Annotated in this window: 15 protein-coding genes; 8 read left to right on the forward strand and 7 right to left on the reverse strand. The window is 70.2% G+C overall.

The features are described 5' to 3' along the window. Window positions 1-84: 84 nt before the first annotated feature. Window positions 85-687: a YceD family protein gene (locus BHS09_RS24150; RefSeq protein ID WP_140799188.1), complete on the reverse strand. Its 603-nt coding sequence runs from the start codon at window positions 685-687 to the stop codon at window positions 85-87. 163 nt (window positions 688-850) lie between these two features. On the opposite strand from BHS09_RS24150, the gene BHS09_RS24155 reads away from it, so the two are divergent. From BHS09_RS24155 to BHS09_RS24180, 6 genes are read left to right on the forward strand one after another with little or no spacing between them, the layout of a single operon-like run. Continuing rightward, a complete protein-coding gene (locus BHS09_RS24155) occupies window positions 851-1,786 on the forward strand; it encodes a tetratricopeptide repeat protein (RefSeq protein ID WP_140793606.1) in 936 nt (311 codons plus the stop codon). Beyond that, window positions 1,783-2,286: a hypothetical protein gene (locus BHS09_RS24160; protein ID WP_140793608.1), complete on the forward strand. Its 504-nt coding sequence runs from the start codon at window positions 1,783-1,785 to the stop codon at window positions 2,284-2,286. Before BHS09_RS24155 ends, BHS09_RS24160 begins: the two co-directional genes overlap by 4 nt. 25 nt (window positions 2,287-2,311) lie before the next feature. Continuing rightward, window positions 2,312-2,992, forward strand: a complete 681-nt coding sequence (locus BHS09_RS24165) for a response regulator (protein ID WP_140793610.1) — start codon at window positions 2,312-2,314, stop codon at window positions 2,990-2,992. A 13-nt stretch (window positions 2,993-3,005) separates the two neighbouring features. Then, window positions 3,006-4,370: a sensor histidine kinase gene (locus tag BHS09_RS24170; protein WP_140799190.1), complete on the forward strand. Its 1,365-nt coding sequence runs from the start codon at window positions 3,006-3,008 to the stop codon at window positions 4,368-4,370. Between the two features lie 12 nt (window positions 4,371-4,382). Continuing rightward, window positions 4,383-5,327 carry a metallophosphoesterase family protein gene (locus BHS09_RS24175; RefSeq protein WP_140793614.1) on the forward strand — a complete coding sequence of 315 codons (945 nt, stop codon included), beginning with the start codon at window positions 4,383-4,385 and terminating at the stop codon, window positions 5,325-5,327. Window positions 5,328-5,386: 59 nt separating this feature from the next. After that, window positions 5,387-5,881 (forward strand): SixA phosphatase family protein, encoded by a 495-nt coding sequence (locus tag BHS09_RS24180; protein WP_140793616.1) that lies wholly within the window; start codon window positions 5,387-5,389, stop codon window positions 5,879-5,881. Window positions 5,882-5,887: 6 nt separating this feature from the next. Here BHS09_RS24180 and BHS09_RS24185 read toward each other — a convergent pair whose 3' ends face one another. From BHS09_RS24185 to BHS09_RS24210, 6 genes are all read right to left on the reverse strand, one after another. After that, window positions 5,888-6,340 (reverse strand): DUF1634 domain-containing protein, encoded by a 453-nt coding sequence (locus tag BHS09_RS24185; RefSeq protein WP_174258881.1) that lies wholly within the window; start codon window positions 6,338-6,340, stop codon window positions 5,888-5,890. Further along, window positions 6,337-7,179, reverse strand: a complete 843-nt coding sequence (locus BHS09_RS24190) for a sulfite exporter TauE/SafE family protein (RefSeq protein WP_140793620.1) — start codon at window positions 7,177-7,179, stop codon at window positions 6,337-6,339. The genes BHS09_RS24185 and BHS09_RS24190 overlap by 4 nt, the downstream gene beginning before the upstream one ends. Before the next feature lie 96 nt (window positions 7,180-7,275). Further along, window positions 7,276-8,016, reverse strand: coding sequence for a carbonic anhydrase (locus tag BHS09_RS24195; RefSeq protein ID WP_140793622.1), 741 nt, complete (start codon window positions 8,014-8,016; stop codon window positions 7,276-7,278). Then, complete coding sequence (locus tag BHS09_RS24200) at window positions 8,013-9,560, reverse strand: SulP family inorganic anion transporter (protein WP_140799192.1); 1,548 nt, start codon at window positions 9,558-9,560, stop codon at window positions 8,013-8,015. The genes BHS09_RS24195 and BHS09_RS24200 overlap by 4 nt, the downstream gene beginning before the upstream one ends. 205 nt (window positions 9,561-9,765) lie before the next feature. Then, window positions 9,766-11,109: a sigma-54-dependent transcriptional regulator gene (locus tag BHS09_RS24205; RefSeq protein ID WP_140793626.1), complete on the reverse strand. Its 1,344-nt coding sequence runs from the start codon at window positions 11,107-11,109 to the stop codon at window positions 9,766-9,768. Continuing rightward, window positions 11,106-12,755 (reverse strand): sensor histidine kinase, encoded by a 1,650-nt coding sequence (locus BHS09_RS24210; protein ID WP_140793628.1) that lies wholly within the window; start codon window positions 12,753-12,755, stop codon window positions 11,106-11,108. The genes BHS09_RS24205 and BHS09_RS24210 overlap by 4 nt, the downstream gene beginning before the upstream one ends. A gap of 195 nt (window positions 12,756-12,950) precedes the next feature. Here BHS09_RS24210 and BHS09_RS24215 point away from each other — a divergent pair, with 195 nt between their 5' ends. Beyond that, window positions 12,951-13,640 carry a response regulator gene (locus BHS09_RS24215; RefSeq protein ID WP_140799194.1) on the forward strand — a complete coding sequence of 230 codons (690 nt, stop codon included), beginning with the start codon at window positions 12,951-12,953 and terminating at the stop codon, window positions 13,638-13,640. Between the two features lie 132 nt (window positions 13,641-13,772). Next, entirely contained in the window at window positions 13,773-14,594 is an 822-nt protein-coding gene (locus BHS09_RS24220; RefSeq protein ID WP_140793632.1) for a phosphate ABC transporter substrate-binding protein, read from the forward strand. Window positions 14,595-14,635: the final 41 nt, after the last annotated feature.

Here is a 14,635-nt window from a genome sequence, read left to right on the forward strand (position 1 = left end):
GCCGCGTCTCCATTCTGTGGAGGCCGCGGCCCTTGTCGTTTCAGGGCCCCCTCTCACGAGGCGGCCCTGCACTCCAGGCTCACTTCAGTTGCTGAGCTTGATGTTCTTCAGCGGCGCCAGCCGCGGGTCCGCAGGCCGGGTGTCACAGGTGCAGGCGACGTCGTTGCGGTTCGCGCCGCACTGCGAGCACAGGCCCTTGCAGTCGTCCCGGCACACGGCGTTCATCGGCAGGGCCAGCAGGAGCTGCTCCCGGACGATGGGGTCCAGGTTGATGGTCTTCCCGTCGAAGACTTCCTGATCCGCGTCGTCCATCTCGAAGGAGCCGCCAGACTCTCCCTGGCTACGCTCCTTCTTCTCCATGGCCTTCTCGTCGTCATCCTTGAAGTCGTCGCCCCGGGCCAGCGACTCCGGCACCAGGTTGAGCGTGAACTCCACGGGGACCTTCGTGGCCACGTCGGTGAGGCAGCGCTTGCAGGGGCTGGTGACGTCCACCGTGAAGCGCCCCTCCAGCAGCACGCCGCCGCTCAGCTTGCGCAGCGACGCCTTCAACGTCGCCGGGGCCGTTGCCCGGAATCCGGTATCCTCGCCGGAGGCAGCGCCTCCCAGCGTCTCACCGAGCAGCTCGAGATTGACGGGCTCCTCGAGCTTCAGCCCTGCGTCCTTGATTTGATCAACCTTTACGAGCATTTACGCTACTTCCAGGCGAAAAGGGGCGCGCAACATAGAGGGCGGCCCCTCCAGCGTCAACACGCCGTCATGCAACACCGCCACGAAGATGTCACCGCGCCGTCACCCCCGATGGGCCGGCCTTCGTGGATTCTCTCGATAACGTTTGGATAGGTTCGAATCGATGCACGCACACGGCTGGCGGTTGCGCGGGTGGGCCCTGCTCCTGGTGCTGGGCCTGGGTGCCCAACCGGGCTGGAGCCGGCCCCTCTTCCCTGAGCCTGTTCTCTCGCAGCTCGGCCCGGCCAGTCCGGCCATCACCGAGGCCCGCGAGCAGTTCGACCAGGGCGAATTCGAAGACGCACGTCGCACCCTCCTGGAAGGCCTGGATGCGCCGGACCTGACGGATGATCAGCTGGTGGAGATGTACCGCCTGCTGGGCCTCACGGCCCTCTACCTGGGGGACGAGCCCCAGGCGCGCGACGCCTACGAGAAGCTGCTCCAGGCCCGGCCGGACTACGAGCTCCCCCGCAGCTCCCCGCCCAAGCTGCGCGCCCTCTACGCGCGCATCCGCGAGGACATCAAGAGCCGGCGCGTCCGCCCCGTCACCCTGGACGCGGACCCCATCCCTGATCCGCCGGGTGGCGAGCCCGTCGTCGTGGAGGCCACCATCCAGGACCTGGCGCTGGGCGCCCGCGCGCGCCTCTTCTACCGGCGCGCCGGTGACGAGGCCTACAACTCGGTGGACTTCGCGCGTGAGCGAGGCCCCGACGGCCGCCCCCGCGAGCGCTACCGCGCGGTGCTGCCGGCCTACGAGGTACCCACCGAGGCCGAGGCCTACGAGATGGAGTACTACTTCGAGGTCGCGGACGCGGCGCAGCGCCGGCTCGCGGGCCGGGGAGACTCCTTCCAGCCGCTCATCTTCCAGGTGGCGCCCCGGGCCGTGCGCGCCGGCGCCGCCGCCGACCCGTCCTCCCGCCCCTGGTACAAGAGCCCCTGGCTCTGGGTGGGCGTGGGCGCGGTGGCCATTGGCGCCACCGCCGGCATCGTGGCGCTGACCTCCGGCGAAGAGCGGGGCCGCGTTCCCATCACCATCCGCGTGGAGCCCCCCGCCCCATGAGCCTGCGCCTCCTGTTTCCCCTGCTGTTGCTCGGCCTTGGAGCGTGCGGCCCTGACGCCGAGCCTGCGGGCCGCTTTCCGCTCGCCCTGACGCTGGAGCGCGCGGTGGCCAACGACGTCCAGGCCCTGCAGGTGGCCGTGGTGACGCGGGGCTCCAGCCGCAGCTGCACCGAGATTCAGCGCACGTGCCTGGGCACCCAGGTGCGGCGTGACGACCTGGTGGTGCTGAAGGACGCCCAGGGCCGCGAGGGCCGGGCCCTCCGCTTCCCGGTGGACCTGGCGGCCCTCCAGTCGGGTGGAAGCCTGGAGCTGGCGGTGGACGTGCCGGTGGGCCGAGATTACGCGCTCGTCATCGAGGCGATCACCACGGGGACCCCGCCCGGCTTCCTGGGGAGTTCGTGCAACTACCTCCGAGAGGTCAACGCGGGCGACAACGCCCCGGTGATTGCCGCGCCCCTGACGCTGACCGGTGGAGATTGCAACCCGTCCATCGCGCCCTGAGCGCGGAGGGACTCAAGAGGACTTCATGTCGCGCATCCTGATTATCGAGGACGAGCAGGACCTGGCTGGCCTCGTCGACTACAACCTGCGGGCCGCGGGCTTCGAAACGGAGACGGCCAACACCGGCGCGAGCGGGCTCGCCAAGGCGCGCGCGCATCCGCCAGACCTGGTGCTGCTGGACCTGATGCTGCCGGACGTGGCGGGCAGCGAGGTGCTGCGCATGCTCAAGGCGGACACCGAGCTGCGCAAGGCGTCCGTCATCATCGTCAGCGCGAAGGGCCAGGAGTCCGACCGGGTGCAGGGCCTGGAGCTGGGCGCCGACGACTACGTGGTGAAGCCCTTCTCCGTCCGCGAACTCCTCCTGCGCGTCAAGGCCGTGCTGCGCCGCGCGGACGCGGAGGACGGGCCCGCCGCGGTGCTCGCCTCCGGTGACATCAGCCTGGACACCACCCGCCACCAGGTGCGCGTGAAGGGCGAAGAGGTGCTCCTCACCGCGCTGGAGTTCCGCCTGCTGCGCACGCTGCTGGAGCGCTCGGACCGGGTGCAGACGCGCGAGGTGCTGCTGTCGGACGTCTGGGGCATCCAGGCGGAGATCCACACCCGCACCGTGGACACGCACATCAAGCGGCTGCGCGAGAAGCTGGGCCCCGCTGGGGACATCATCGAGACGGTGCGCGGCGTGGGCTACAAGCTCAGCCCTCCGTGAGGCCGCCCCGCCCATGCCCCTGCGCGCCACACTCCTCCCGCTCCTGCTGCCCGCCGTCGTCGTCGCGACGCTCGTCGCCATCCTCGACGGGCCGAAGGAGGTCGTCGCCGCGGCGCTCGTCGCGCTCGCCGGCTCCCTCATGTCCCTGGGCATGAGCCGCGGAACGCTGCAGCGGCAGCTCGACCTGCTTGCCCGCCACACGCGGGACCGCGCCGAGGGGGGCCCCTCTACCGCGCCCTCCGTTGTCCCCGAGCGGCTGGACGAGGTGGCCGGGCTCGAAGGCGCCATCGACTCGCTGCACGCCCAGCTGTCCGCGCGCAACACGGCGCTTACCCAGGAGGCGCGCACCCTCACCGCCGTGATGGACGGCATGACGGAAAGCATCTGGGTGACGGACGAAGAAGGCACGGTGGTGCGCCACAACGACGCCCTCCGGGCCATGCTGGCATCCACGGGCAGCCCGCTCACCGGCCAGCGCCCCCTGGCCCTCATCCGGAACGAGGCGCTGCACGACGCCGTGATGCGCGCCTGCCGGGAGAGCGCATCCAGCCACCTGGAGCTCACGCTGGACGGCCTCTTCCCGCGCACGCTCTCCATCCGGGTGACGCCGCTGGCCAAGGACTTGCCGGGCAGCGCCGCCGTCTTCCACGACGTCACCGAGCTGCGCCGGTTGGAGAAGGTGCGCAAGGACTTCGTGGCCAACGTGTCGCACGAGCTGCGCACGCCGATTACCGCCGTCCGAGGCTACGCGGAGACGCTCCAGGGCGGCGCCCTCAATGACCCCGTCATGGCGCCGAAGATGGTGGAAATCATCCACCGCCAGTCCGAACGCCTGTCCGAGCTGGTGGAGGACCTGCTGGAGCTGTCCCGCCTGGAGTCGCGCGAGGTGAGCCTGAAGCTCGCCCGCGTCACCCTGGCCGACGCCGCCGCCCGCGCCGCCGACACCGTGCGCCCCAAGGCCGAGGGCAAGGGCCAGGTCATTTCACTCCATGTCCCCCAAAATCTACTCGCGGTGGGGGACACCCGGGCCGTGGAGCAGGTGCTGCTCAACCTGCTGGACAACGCGGTGAAGTACACGCCCGCGGGTGGCCGTGTGGATGTTTACGGTGCGTGCGAGGGAGGCCGCTGCGTGGTGCGGGTGAAGGACACGGGGGTGGGCATCGAGGCCAAGCACCTGTCGCGCATCTTCGAGCGCTTCTACCGGGTGGACAAGGGCCGCAGCCGGGACATGGGCGGTACCGGCCTGGGGCTCGCCATCGTCAAGCACCTGCTTCAGGCCATGGATGGCGAGGTCAAGGTGGAGAGTCAACCCAACGAGGGGAGCACCTTCACCATTTTTCTGCCCCTGGCGGCTTCATCGAGCGCGGCGACAGGGTAGGATGGGGTGACCATGCGGGTCGCCATCCTCGCGGACATCCACGGGAATCTTCCTGCCTGCGAGGCCGTCCTCGAGGACATCGCGCGCTCTGTGGCGCCCGACTACATCGTCGCGGCCGGTGACCTGGCGCTGCGTGGCGCCCATCCCCGGGAGACGGTGGACCTGCTCTTCGACCGGTGTGACTCCGTCCTGATGGGCAACACCGACTGCTACCTGGCGGGCAACTACCTGGGCGGCGCCTACCGGGAGAAGGACCACTGGAAGACGGAGCTGCTGCGCTGGACGCGGGACCAGTTGGGCGGCGCGCTGCTGGAAAAGCTGGGCGCCCTGCCCTTCTCCGTGCGCTACACGCCGCGCAAGGGCCAGGACCTCTTCGTCTGCCACGCCAACCCGCGCAACCTCGAGGAGTCGCTGGACCCCACGTTGGATGACGTCGCGGTCCGCCGCTTCTTCAGCCACCTGGACGCGGCGGCCTGCGCCTTCGGGCACCTGCACTTCCCCTACCGCCGCCGCGTGGGCCGCATGCTCATCGCGGACGTGGCCAGCGCGGGCATCCCCCGGGATGGCGATTTGCGCCCCGCCTACGGCGTCTTCACCTTCACGCCCAAGGGCTGGCGGGTGCAGATTCGCCGGGTGCGCTACCCGGTGCGCAAGGCCACCCAGGCCCTCACCGCGCGCCGCGTCCCTGGCGGGCCGCTGCTGGTCCACAAGCTGGTGGAGGCGCGCTACCGCCACCACAACGCGCTGATGGAGGCCGCGCGGCGCCACTCCGGCCTGCCGCCGCCGGGCCCGGTGCTCCGCCCGCCGCCGGGGGCCGCCTCGCGCGCCGCGGCCACGCCCATGGACAGTCGCCCCTCCCCGGAGGTCGACCCCGCCTCGTTGCCCACGGACCTGGACGGCACCGTGACGGGCGCGGCGCCGCTACCCCTGGACGCGCTCAACGATTTTGAAGGGTAGACGTTGTCGCCAGTCCGTTGCTTGCGCGGGGACGCCGGGAGTGATTCACGGCGCTCACCATGTCCGCACGCGAGCTCCCGCTGCTGTTCATCCGCCACGCCGTCGCGGAGGACTCTCACGTCCTGGGCGATGAGGCGCGCGCCCTCACCCCGGAAGGCCGCGCCGCCTTCCGCCACCACGCACGCAAGCTGGCACGCCTCACGCCACTGCGCGGCATCATCACCAGTCCGCTGGTGCGCGCCGTCCAGACGGCGGAGCTGCTCGCCGAGGCCTTCGGCGTGTCCGGCGTGGAGGTCCACCCCGCCCTGCTGCCCCAGCGCGGCGCGCACAAGCGCATCGTCGACCTGGGCCGCGAGCGCGGCGCGGGCTGGGCCCTGGTGGGCCACAACCCCTCGCTGGAGCGCGCGGCCATTCGCGCCCTGGAGCAGGAGCTGCCGGACAAGCTGCGCAAGGGCGCGGCGCTAGCGCTCCATCCCCTGAAGAACGGCGGCTTCACGCTCGCGTGGTGGGCCACGCCGGGCAAGCCCGTGAAGCGCCCCGGCGACCTGCGCTGACGCGCCTCAGTGCGCCGCGCCCAGCAGGAAGGACAGGACGAGCATGGCCAGCACCGTGGCGGTGATGCCCACGTAGAGCCGGTCCTTCTGCTGGCGGAAGATGAGCAGCGACAGGGCCACCCGCATCACCGGCACGGCCATCATCACCAGCAGTCCCGCCATGACGAACGCCTGGCCCCGGGCGGCCAGCGCCCCCGCCACGACGTCCCCCAGCGTGTGCGGCACCGGGTGCGGTGAGGTGAGGCGCTGCAACGCCTCGGACGAGACGAGGTAGTCCGGGTGTCGGAAGAACGTCACGACGGTGCCCAGCGTCACCAGCGACAGGCTGGCGGCCACGCCGTACCGCAGCAAGTCACTGATGAGCAGCTCCGGCTGGAGCAGCGAGGCGTCCTCGCCGTCCTGCACCGCCGCGGTGGCGGCCTCGGGGCTTCGCGGCTCCGGCTTCGGTGCCTCGCTCATGGCGCCCACCCCTTGCGCAGCATCTCGAAGGCAACCCATAGCAGCACGCCCACGAAGAGCGCGCGCAGCCACGTGCTGTTCACCCGGGCCATCAGGTGGCGCGAGCCCAGCCACGCGCCCAGCGTGACGCCCACGCACACCGGCCCCGCGATGAACGGGTCGATGTTGCCGCGCGCGAAGTAGACGCCCGCGCTGGCCGCCGCAGTCACGCCAATCATGAAGTTGCTGGTGGCCGTGGACACCTTCAGCGGCAGCCGCATGGCCAGGTCCATGGCCGGCACCTTGAGCGCGCCCGAGCCGATGCCCAGCATGCCGCTCACCGTTCCCGCCACGTACATCAGCCCCAGGCCCACCAGCGGCCGCGTGACGCGGTAGGACACCTCACGGCCCTGCGACTCGTCCCAGTAGCTGCCGTGCAGCGCCAGCCGGTCCGCCAGCGCGTCCGCGGGCACCGGCGCCTCGGCGCTCGACCGCATCCGCCGCAGCATCACCAGCGCCGACCACGCCATGACGCCGCCAAAGACGAGGTACACGCCGCGCCCACCCACCAGCCCGGACATGAACGCGCCGCTGAGCGCGCCCGCCGTGGTCGCCAGCTCCAGGAACATGGCCACGCGGGTGTTGGCCATCCGGTCGCGGACGTAGGCCGCCGCCGCGCCGCTGGACGTGGCGATGACGGAGACGATGGACGCCCCCACCGCGTACTGGATGTCCACCTTCAGGAGCAGCGTGAGCACGGGAATCAGGATGAGTCCACCGCCGATACCCAGCAGTGAGCCCAGCAGTCCCGCGCCCACGGAAAACCCCAGGACGACGAGCATGAAGAGGAAGGGAGTCATCGAAGCTGCTCCCCATCCTCTCCCCCTCACCGGCCTTTGGCCACCAGGAGAATGGCTCGATTCGAGCCGCTCCCCTGGTCGCCTGCTTTCACCGGGCTACTGGGCGCTGGCCGCTACCGACAGGCGCTGAGCACCGTTGCCGTTGGCGAACGCGCCGTGGACGTGGGTGTCCGTGCCCAGTTCGCGCAGCAGGGCCTCGCCCACCAGTTCGTCCATGGGGATGAAGCGGCCCAGCGACGGGCGCCAGGCCTGGACCTGCGCGTTGGCGATGTCGAACCACCAGCCGTGCAGCCGCAGCGTGCCCGCGTCGAGACGCGCCTTCACCCACGGATAGCTGGAGATGTGCTCCATCTGCAGCAGCACGTTGTTCTGGGACAGGCGGTCGTAATCCGACAGGCCCTCCCCCAGCTTCGGGTTCGTCTCCATCCGCTGGAGCGCGGCCTTGCCGTGCTCGAGCCAGCCATTGAGGTTCGGGTTCTCAAGACCCACGCCGCCAGCGAGGACGGCCTTCATCGCGCCGCAGCTCGAGTGGCCGCACACGACGATGTCCTCCACCGGCAGGTTGCGGAGCGAGAACTCCAGCGCGGCCGCCTCGGACTGGTCTCCCGTGGACTGCCCCTTCGAATCCGACGGCGGCACCATGTTGCCGACGTTGCGGACCACGAACAGGTCACCCGGGTCCGTGGACACGAGCAGGTTGGGCACCACGCGGCTGTCCGCGCAGGCGATGAAGAGGCAATCCGGCTTCTGCCCCTGCGCCAGCAACGCGAACTTCTCCCGGTAGGTGGAACGGGCGTTGAGCTGAAAATCCAACAGACCGCGGATGAGCTTCCTCATTGCGCACCTCCAGAGACAAGCGAGTTGTGGTTGGGACCGTCGATGACCTCGGGGCTGCTCGGCTTCACCGTGCCCTTGCGGCTCCAGACGTCTTCAAGCGACTCGGTGAACACCTTGCCGCCCGTCTTGCGATGCGTGTCGCACCAGCTCTCCAGGGCTTCGTGCCCGGAGTGGTCCAGCGTCTGCACGGCCAGGTCCAGCTCCACCTTGGAGCCCGACGGAACCTGCGCCAGCGCGGTGGACAGCTTGGGTACGCCGACGAACGTCAGCGCACCCGAGATTCGCACCAGATAGGACGCATGCGCCTGCTGGTGCACGTCCACCTTGACGCTGCCCAGGTGCCACAGCAGGCGCAGCACGGCGAACGCCAGACCCATGCCGATACCGGCCAGCAGGTTGACGCCCACCACGCCGGCCACCGTCACCAGGTACACGGCCAGCTCCCCGCGCTTCTGGAGCTCACGGATGTGGTGCACGTTCACCAGCTTCGCGCCGACGAAGACGAGCAGACCCGCCAGCACGGTGAGGGGAACGAGCCCCGCCACCGAGCCGAGCAAGGTGACGAACAGGAGCAGCCACACGCCGTGCAGCGTGCCCGACAGCCGCGTCTTCGCGCCGGCGGTGATGTTGGTGGCGCTGCGGACGATGACGCCGGTGATGGGCAAGCCACCCGCCAGACCCGAAATCGTGTTCGCCAGGCCCTGACCGAAGAGCTCCCGGTCCAGGTTCGCCCGGGGGCCCGTGTGCATCTTGTCCGTGGCCACCGCGCTCAAGAGCGACTCCGCGCTCGCGACCAGCGCCAGCGACAGCACCGCCGTGCCGAAGGCGACCCAGTCACCCTTGGGGAAGGTGGGCAACTGGATGCTGGAGAAGATGTTCTCCGGCAGGTCCACCCGGGCCACGTCCGCGCCCATGAAGGTCGCCGCCGCGGTGGCCCCCACCACGGCCACGAGCGGACCGGGGACCTTCTTCAACTTTCCGGGAACGAACTGCCACGCCACCATCAGGCCAATGGTCAGCAGGCCCAGCAGCGTCGCGGCGCCATGAAGGTCCGCGATCTGCCCCGGCAGCTCCTTCACGTTCTGCCACGCGCTCGACTGCGGCGCGCCGCCCATCACGATGTGGACCTGCCCCAGGACGATGAGGATGCCGATGCCGGCCATCATCCCGTGGATGACGGCGGGAGAGATGGCCAGCGCGCCGCGCGCCACCTTCAACCCACCGAGAATCATCTGCACCACGCCCGCGACGGCCACCGCCGCGCACGTCATCGCCAGGCCCATCTGCTGGATGAAGCCAAACACCATGACCGCGAGGCCGGCCGCGGGACCGCTCACCTGGAGGGGCACGCCTCCAAAGAGCCCCACCACGATGCCGCCAATCACACCCGCGATGAGCCCGCTGACGATGGGCGCGCCTGAAGCCAGCGCGATACCCATGCACAACGGCAACGCCACCAGGAACACCACCAGGGAAGCAGGCAGGTCCGTGGCCAGCGCCTTCCAGGGGGAAGCAGCGCCCTCAGGACTCTTCAAAGTCGACATCACACCTCCACACAAGTCGCCGCGACTGCCGCGTGCGCTGGTTCACGTGGAGGCCCTCCGCAAAGAGCGTGCCGTCCGCCTTTCGACAGGCTCAGAGGGAACGCAAATTGATTGCGGTTGGGAATATGAAAGCGATTTTAAGTCCCGGAGCCGGACTTAAAAATCCTTGAGGCCGCCGGCCTCAAGAATCTTGAAGCGCCCTCGCCTACTCCTCCTCGAGCCGGCGGAGGAAGGTGGGATAGGAGAGCCCCAGCACCCGGGCGGCCTCCATCCGGCGCCCATCCAAGCGGGCGAGGACATGCCGGACGTACAACCGCTCGACGTCCTGCAAGGGGCGCGGAGCCCCGGGGACGATGAACGCGTCGGGGTCCACGTCGGGCGGGCCGCTGGTGCCCTGCGGCTCCAGGGAGGCGAGCTCGAGTTCGGGGCCGGCCTCCAGCACCAGGGCCCGTTCGAGCACGTTGCGCAGCTCACGGACGTTGCCGGGGAACGGGTAGCGCTCCAGCCGGGCGCGCGCGGCGCTGGAGAAGCCCACGGGCCGGCGCCCCAGCTCTGCGCACAGCTCCGCCACCAGGGACTGCGCCAGGGGCAACAGGTCCTCGCGGCGCTCGCGCAGCGGCGGAATGTCAACCCGGAAGACGCTCAGGCGGAAGTAGAGGTCCTCGCGGAAGCGGCCCTCGGCCACCTCCTCCGTCAGGTCGCGGTTGGTGGCCGTCACCACGCGCGCGCTGCTGCTCAGCTCGGCGGTGCCGCCCAGGCGGCGGAAGGCGCCCTTGTCCAGGAAGGTGAGCAGCTTCGCCTGGAGCTGCAGCGGCAACTCGCCCACCTCGTCCAGGAAGAGCACGCCGCCCGCGGCCACCTCCACCAGGCCGCGGCGGGCGGTGCGCGCGTCAGTGAAGGCGCCGCGCTCGTGGCCGAAGAGCTCGCTCTCCACCATGGTGGCGGGCAGCGCGGCGCAGTTGACGTGGACGAACGAGCCCTGCCCGCCTTGCAGCGCGTGCAGGTGGCGCGCAATCACCTCCTTGCCCACGCCCGTCTCGCCCAGCAGCAGCACCGAGCTGCGCGGCGCCTTGGCGATGCGCTCCAACATCTGCAGCGCGGCGAGCATCTTCGGCGAGTGCGGACGCGACAGGCGCCGCCGTCCGCCCAGCTCGCTCTCCGCCAGACGCAGCCGCTCCTGGAGCTGCAGGTCCGCGGCGGCGCGGCGGGCGCGCAGCACCAGGTCATCCAGCTCCACCGGCTTGGACAGGTAGTCGCGTGCGCCCGCCTGGATGGCCTCCACCGCGCTGGCGATGTCGCCGTGCGCCGTCACCATCAACACGGGCGTGTCCGGAAGCTGGGCGCGCAGCTCCGGCAGGAAGTCGATGCCGTCCCCGTCCGGAAGGCGCCGGTCCAACACCACCAGGTCCGGCGCCTCGCGGGACATGGCCCCACGCGCGTCGTGGAGTGAATGCGCCAGCGTGACGCGGAAGCCCTCGTGGCGCAGCACGGAGGCCGCCAGCGAGGCGAAGGTCCGGTCGTCATCCACCAACAGCAGATAGGTGCTCATCGGGCCACCTCCAACGGAAGGCGCAGCGTGAAGCGGCTTCCCAGCGGACTCCGGACATAGTTCAGACTGCCACCATGGGCCTCCACGGAGGCACGCGCCATGGGCAGCCCCAGCCCCACGCCCTTGGCCCGCCCGGTAGCGAAAGGTTCCCACAACCTGGGCTCGAGACGCGGATCCACGCCGCCCGCATTGTCCTCCACCACGAGCACGGCGTCATGGTCGTCCCGCGTCAGACGCACGCTTACCCACGGAGCCAACTGCATCCCTGTGTCCTTCGCCACCGCGCCCGCCTCCACCGCGTTGCGCAACACGTTGTCAATGGCGGACACCAGCAGCGCGGCATCCCCCTGGACCCACAGGGACTCCTCCAGGGAGGTGGTCAGGGCCACGGCCTCTGACTCCGGCAGCAGCTTCACGCCCTGGAGCGCGTCCTGCACCAGCAGGTGCACCTCGCAGCTGCGGCGCAGCGCGGCACGAGGCGCCCCGAAGGACAACAGCGAGCGCGCCAGATGGCTCAGGCGCTCCACCTGCGAGCGCAGCGCGCCCACGGGCAGCTCGCTGCCCGCGGGGGTATGCCGGAGCACGGACAGCGCGGCCTGGATGCCGTTGAGGGCGTTCTTCACCTCATGCGCGATGAGCGAGGCCGCGGTCCCCAGCGCGGCCATGGTCTCCTGGCGTCGCAGCCGCTCCTCGGCCGCCAGCAGCGAACGGTAGGAGTGCCGCAGCAGGAGGATGAAGATGATGAGCGTGCTGCTCAGCAGGGCGATGTGGAACGCCAGCTGCCGCAGGAAGCGCGCCCGGAGACCCGCGGTGGCCGTCTCCTCCTCCAGGACGACCAACAGCAGGTCGCTCTTCCCCACCCACGCGCCCGCGCCCATCATGTGCTTGTCATCCAGCGTCAGCGGCCCCGGCATGTTCGCCAGCGCGCGCAGCCGCCCCGTGGTGTCCCCGGCGCCCAGCTTGAGCCCCACCGGCATCAGGAGCTGACCGTGGTCATCCATCAGCACCAGTGACGTCTGCGCGGTGGGCCGCGTGGGCAGCGCGCTGGCGCGGAGCTCTCCCAGCAGCACGCCCTTGAAGCGGCCCTCCTGGAACATGGGGACGGCGACCACGATGGGGCCCCCCTCCCCTTCCAGCAGGTCGATTTCCGGCTGACGTCCCTCCACCATCCGGCGGAACCAGGGCCGCAGCGGCAGCGGCGAGCGCCCCAGCGGCATGTCCGGAGGGTCGCTCCAGACGCGCTCGCCCTCGGGCGTCAGGAGGGCCACACCCTCCGAGAAGAGGGACGAATGGTAGAAGGCGCTCTCCAGCAGGGCCAGCTCCGCCGGGGAGACGCCGTCGTCGGGAGACAGCGCGGGGTGCCCGGCCACGCGGGCCAGCTCCGCCTCCAACAGCCCCAGGTGGACGCCCAGCGCCTCCGACTGCACCTGCGCCTGGTTGAGCAGCCGGCTCAGCAGCTCCTCGCGCGCGTTGCGCACGTCCTCCACGTAGCCCAGCACGGGGCTCGTCAGCGCCACCAGCCCCACCAGCCCCAGACCGACGAGCGCGGAGCGCCCCCCGCGCCGCTGCGCGTGGGCCAGCTCGCCCGGCGTGGGGGTCAGCGTAGGAAGCGGAGGTGGGGTCGGCGGCAGGTGGGCGGAAGTCATGACAGGGCGTCTTGGGGTTTACCCCGGCACGGCAGCACCTTCACGCGCAATCAGGCCACCCGGCCGGGGGCCCGCCCGCTGGAGGGCCGGCCACCGCCCCGTGTCACCCGCTCCCGCGCATGTCCCCGCCATGACGAAGTTGTTGCACATGAGTCACACGTTCGGAAAAGGGGGCGCGCAGAGTGACGGCCCGCCATGCCCCATGTCCTCATCATCGACGACGAACGCGACCTCGCGGAGCTCATTGATTTCAACCTGCGGGGTTCCGGCCTCACCACGCACGTGGCCCACACTGGCGAAGAAGCGCTGGTGGCCGCGCGGGATCAGAATCCCGACCTCGTGCTGCTGGACCTGATGCTGCCGGACATGTCCGGCATCGATGTCTGCCGGCAGCTGCGGGCCAACCCCCAGTCCCGGGGCGTCCTCATCGTCATGCTCACCGCCAAGGGCGAGGAGTCCGACCGCATCCGCGGCTTCGAGGTGGGCGCGGACGACTACGTGGTGAAGCCCTTCAGCGTGCGGGAGCTGGTGCTGCGACTGAAGGCCATCCTCCGCCGCGGCGCGCCCGCGGCCGGCAGCTCGGCGCCGCTGGCGCTGGGGCCCCTGCGCCTGGACGTGGCGTCCCACCGCTTCTTCGTGGAGGAGCGCGAGGTGGCCCTCACCGCGCTGGAGTTCCGGTTGCTGGAGCACCTGCTCGCCCGCCTGGGCCGGGTGCAGACACGTGAGCAGTTGCTGGAAGAGGTGTGGGGCCTGTCCTCCTCCCTGGAGACGCGCACCATCGACACCCACGTCATGCGCCTGCGCGACAAGCTGGGCCCAGCGCGCGCGCTGCTGGAGACGGTCCGCGGTGTCGGCTACCGGATGCTGGACCCAGCCGCGGGCTGAGCGTCGTGACGGCGATGTCACGTGGCGGACGCGAAACGGACACCCACGTCACGTAGAAGCGCGGCGTCTTCGCGCAAGCCTCACACAGCGTCCAGATTCCGATCCGCATCATCCAGCCAGGAGAAGTCCCCCATGAAATCGCTCCTCAAGCCCCTGCTCGCGGTGTTCCTCCTGGCGCTCCCCGCCGCTGCCCAGGCGGGCACCGTCACCATCAAGGGCTCCGACACCATGGTCATCCTCGGCCAGCGCTGGGCCGAGGCGTTCATGAAGAAGAACCCCACCATCAAGGTCCAGGTCACCGGCGGCGGCTCCGGCGTGGGCCTGGCGGCGCTCCAGAACGGCACCACGGACATCGCCATGTCCAGCCGGGAGATGAAGAAGGCGGAGGCTGACAAGCTCCGCGCGCGCTTCAAGGTGCCGCCCGTGCAGCGCTCGGTGGCCAAGGACGGCGTCACCTTCTACGTCCACCAGGGCAACCCCGTGAGCGCGCTCACCACCGAGCAGCTGATGAAGATCTACGTGGGTGACATCACCACCTGGAAGCAGGTGGGCGGCGCGGACGCGCCCATCGTCGCGTACTCCCGGGAGAACTCCTCCGGCACCTACGTCTTCGTGAAGGACATGGTGCTGGACGGCGAGGACTTCGCGCCCGCCATCCAGACGCTGCCCGGCACCGCCGCGGTGGTGAACGCCGTCTCCAAGGAGAAGAACAGCCTGGGCTACGGCGGCGCCGCGTACGCCGAGGGCATCAAGGAGCTGAAGGTGAAGAAGGGCAACGAGGAGATCGCCCCCAGCGCGGACAACATCAAGAGCGGCAAGTACCCGCTGGCGCGCGACCTCTTCTTCTACCTGCGCGCCGAGCCGACCGGCGACATCAAGGCCTTCATCGACTTCGCGCTCTCCCCCGAAGGTCAGGCCATCGTCACCCAGGTCGGCTACTTCCCCGTGAAGTAGCCGCGGAGCGTCACACGAATGTCACAAGAGGCGCTGAATCC

Source organism: Myxococcus xanthus, from assembly GCF_006402735.1.
GTDB classification, from domain to species: domain Bacteria; phylum Myxococcota; class Myxococcia; order Myxococcales; family Myxococcaceae; genus Myxococcus; species Myxococcus xanthus_A.

Bases quoted from the DNA above. Each gene is read 5' to 3' on its own strand.
- BHS09_RS24150 (WP_140799188.1), bottom strand. From the start codon at position 687: ATGCTCGTAAAGGTTGATCAAATCAAGGACGCAGGGCTGAAGCTCGAG.
- BHS09_RS24155 (WP_140793606.1), top strand. From the start codon at position 851: ATGCACGCACACGGCTGGCGGTTGCGCGGGTGGGCCCTGCTCCTGGTG.
- BHS09_RS24160 (WP_140793608.1), top strand. From the start codon at position 1,783: ATGAGCCTGCGCCTCCTGTTTCCCCTGCTGTTGCTCGGCCTTGGAGCG.
- BHS09_RS24165 (WP_140793610.1), top strand. From the start codon at position 2,312: ATGTCGCGCATCCTGATTATCGAGGACGAGCAGGACCTGGCTGGCCTC.
- BHS09_RS24170 (WP_140799190.1), top strand. From the start codon at position 3,006: ATGCCCCTGCGCGCCACACTCCTCCCGCTCCTGCTGCCCGCCGTCGTC.
- BHS09_RS24175 (WP_140793614.1), top strand. From the start codon at position 4,383: ATGCGGGTCGCCATCCTCGCGGACATCCACGGGAATCTTCCTGCCTGC.
- BHS09_RS24180 (WP_140793616.1), top strand. From the start codon at position 5,387: ATGTCCGCACGCGAGCTCCCGCTGCTGTTCATCCGCCACGCCGTCGCG.
- BHS09_RS24185 (WP_174258881.1), bottom strand. From the start codon at position 6,340: ATGAGCGAGGCACCGAAGCCGGAGCCGCGAAGCCCCGAGGCCGCCACC.
- BHS09_RS24190 (WP_140793620.1), bottom strand. From the start codon at position 7,179: ATGACTCCCTTCCTCTTCATGCTCGTCGTCCTGGGGTTTTCCGTGGGC.
- BHS09_RS24195 (WP_140793622.1), bottom strand. From the start codon at position 8,016: ATGAGGAAGCTCATCCGCGGTCTGTTGGATTTTCAGCTCAACGCCCGT.
- BHS09_RS24200 (WP_140799192.1), bottom strand. From the start codon at position 9,560: ATGTCGACTTTGAAGAGTCCTGAGGGCGCTGCTTCCCCCTGGAAGGCG.
- BHS09_RS24205 (WP_140793626.1), bottom strand. From the start codon at position 11,109: ATGAGCACCTATCTGCTGTTGGTGGATGACGACCGGACCTTCGCCTCG.
- BHS09_RS24210 (WP_140793628.1), bottom strand. From the start codon at position 12,755: ATGACTTCCGCCCACCTGCCGCCGACCCCACCTCCGCTTCCTACGCTG.
- BHS09_RS24215 (WP_140799194.1), top strand. From the start codon at position 12,951: ATGCCCCATGTCCTCATCATCGACGACGAACGCGACCTCGCGGAGCTC.
- BHS09_RS24220 (WP_140793632.1), top strand. From the start codon at position 13,773: ATGAAATCGCTCCTCAAGCCCCTGCTCGCGGTGTTCCTCCTGGCGCTC.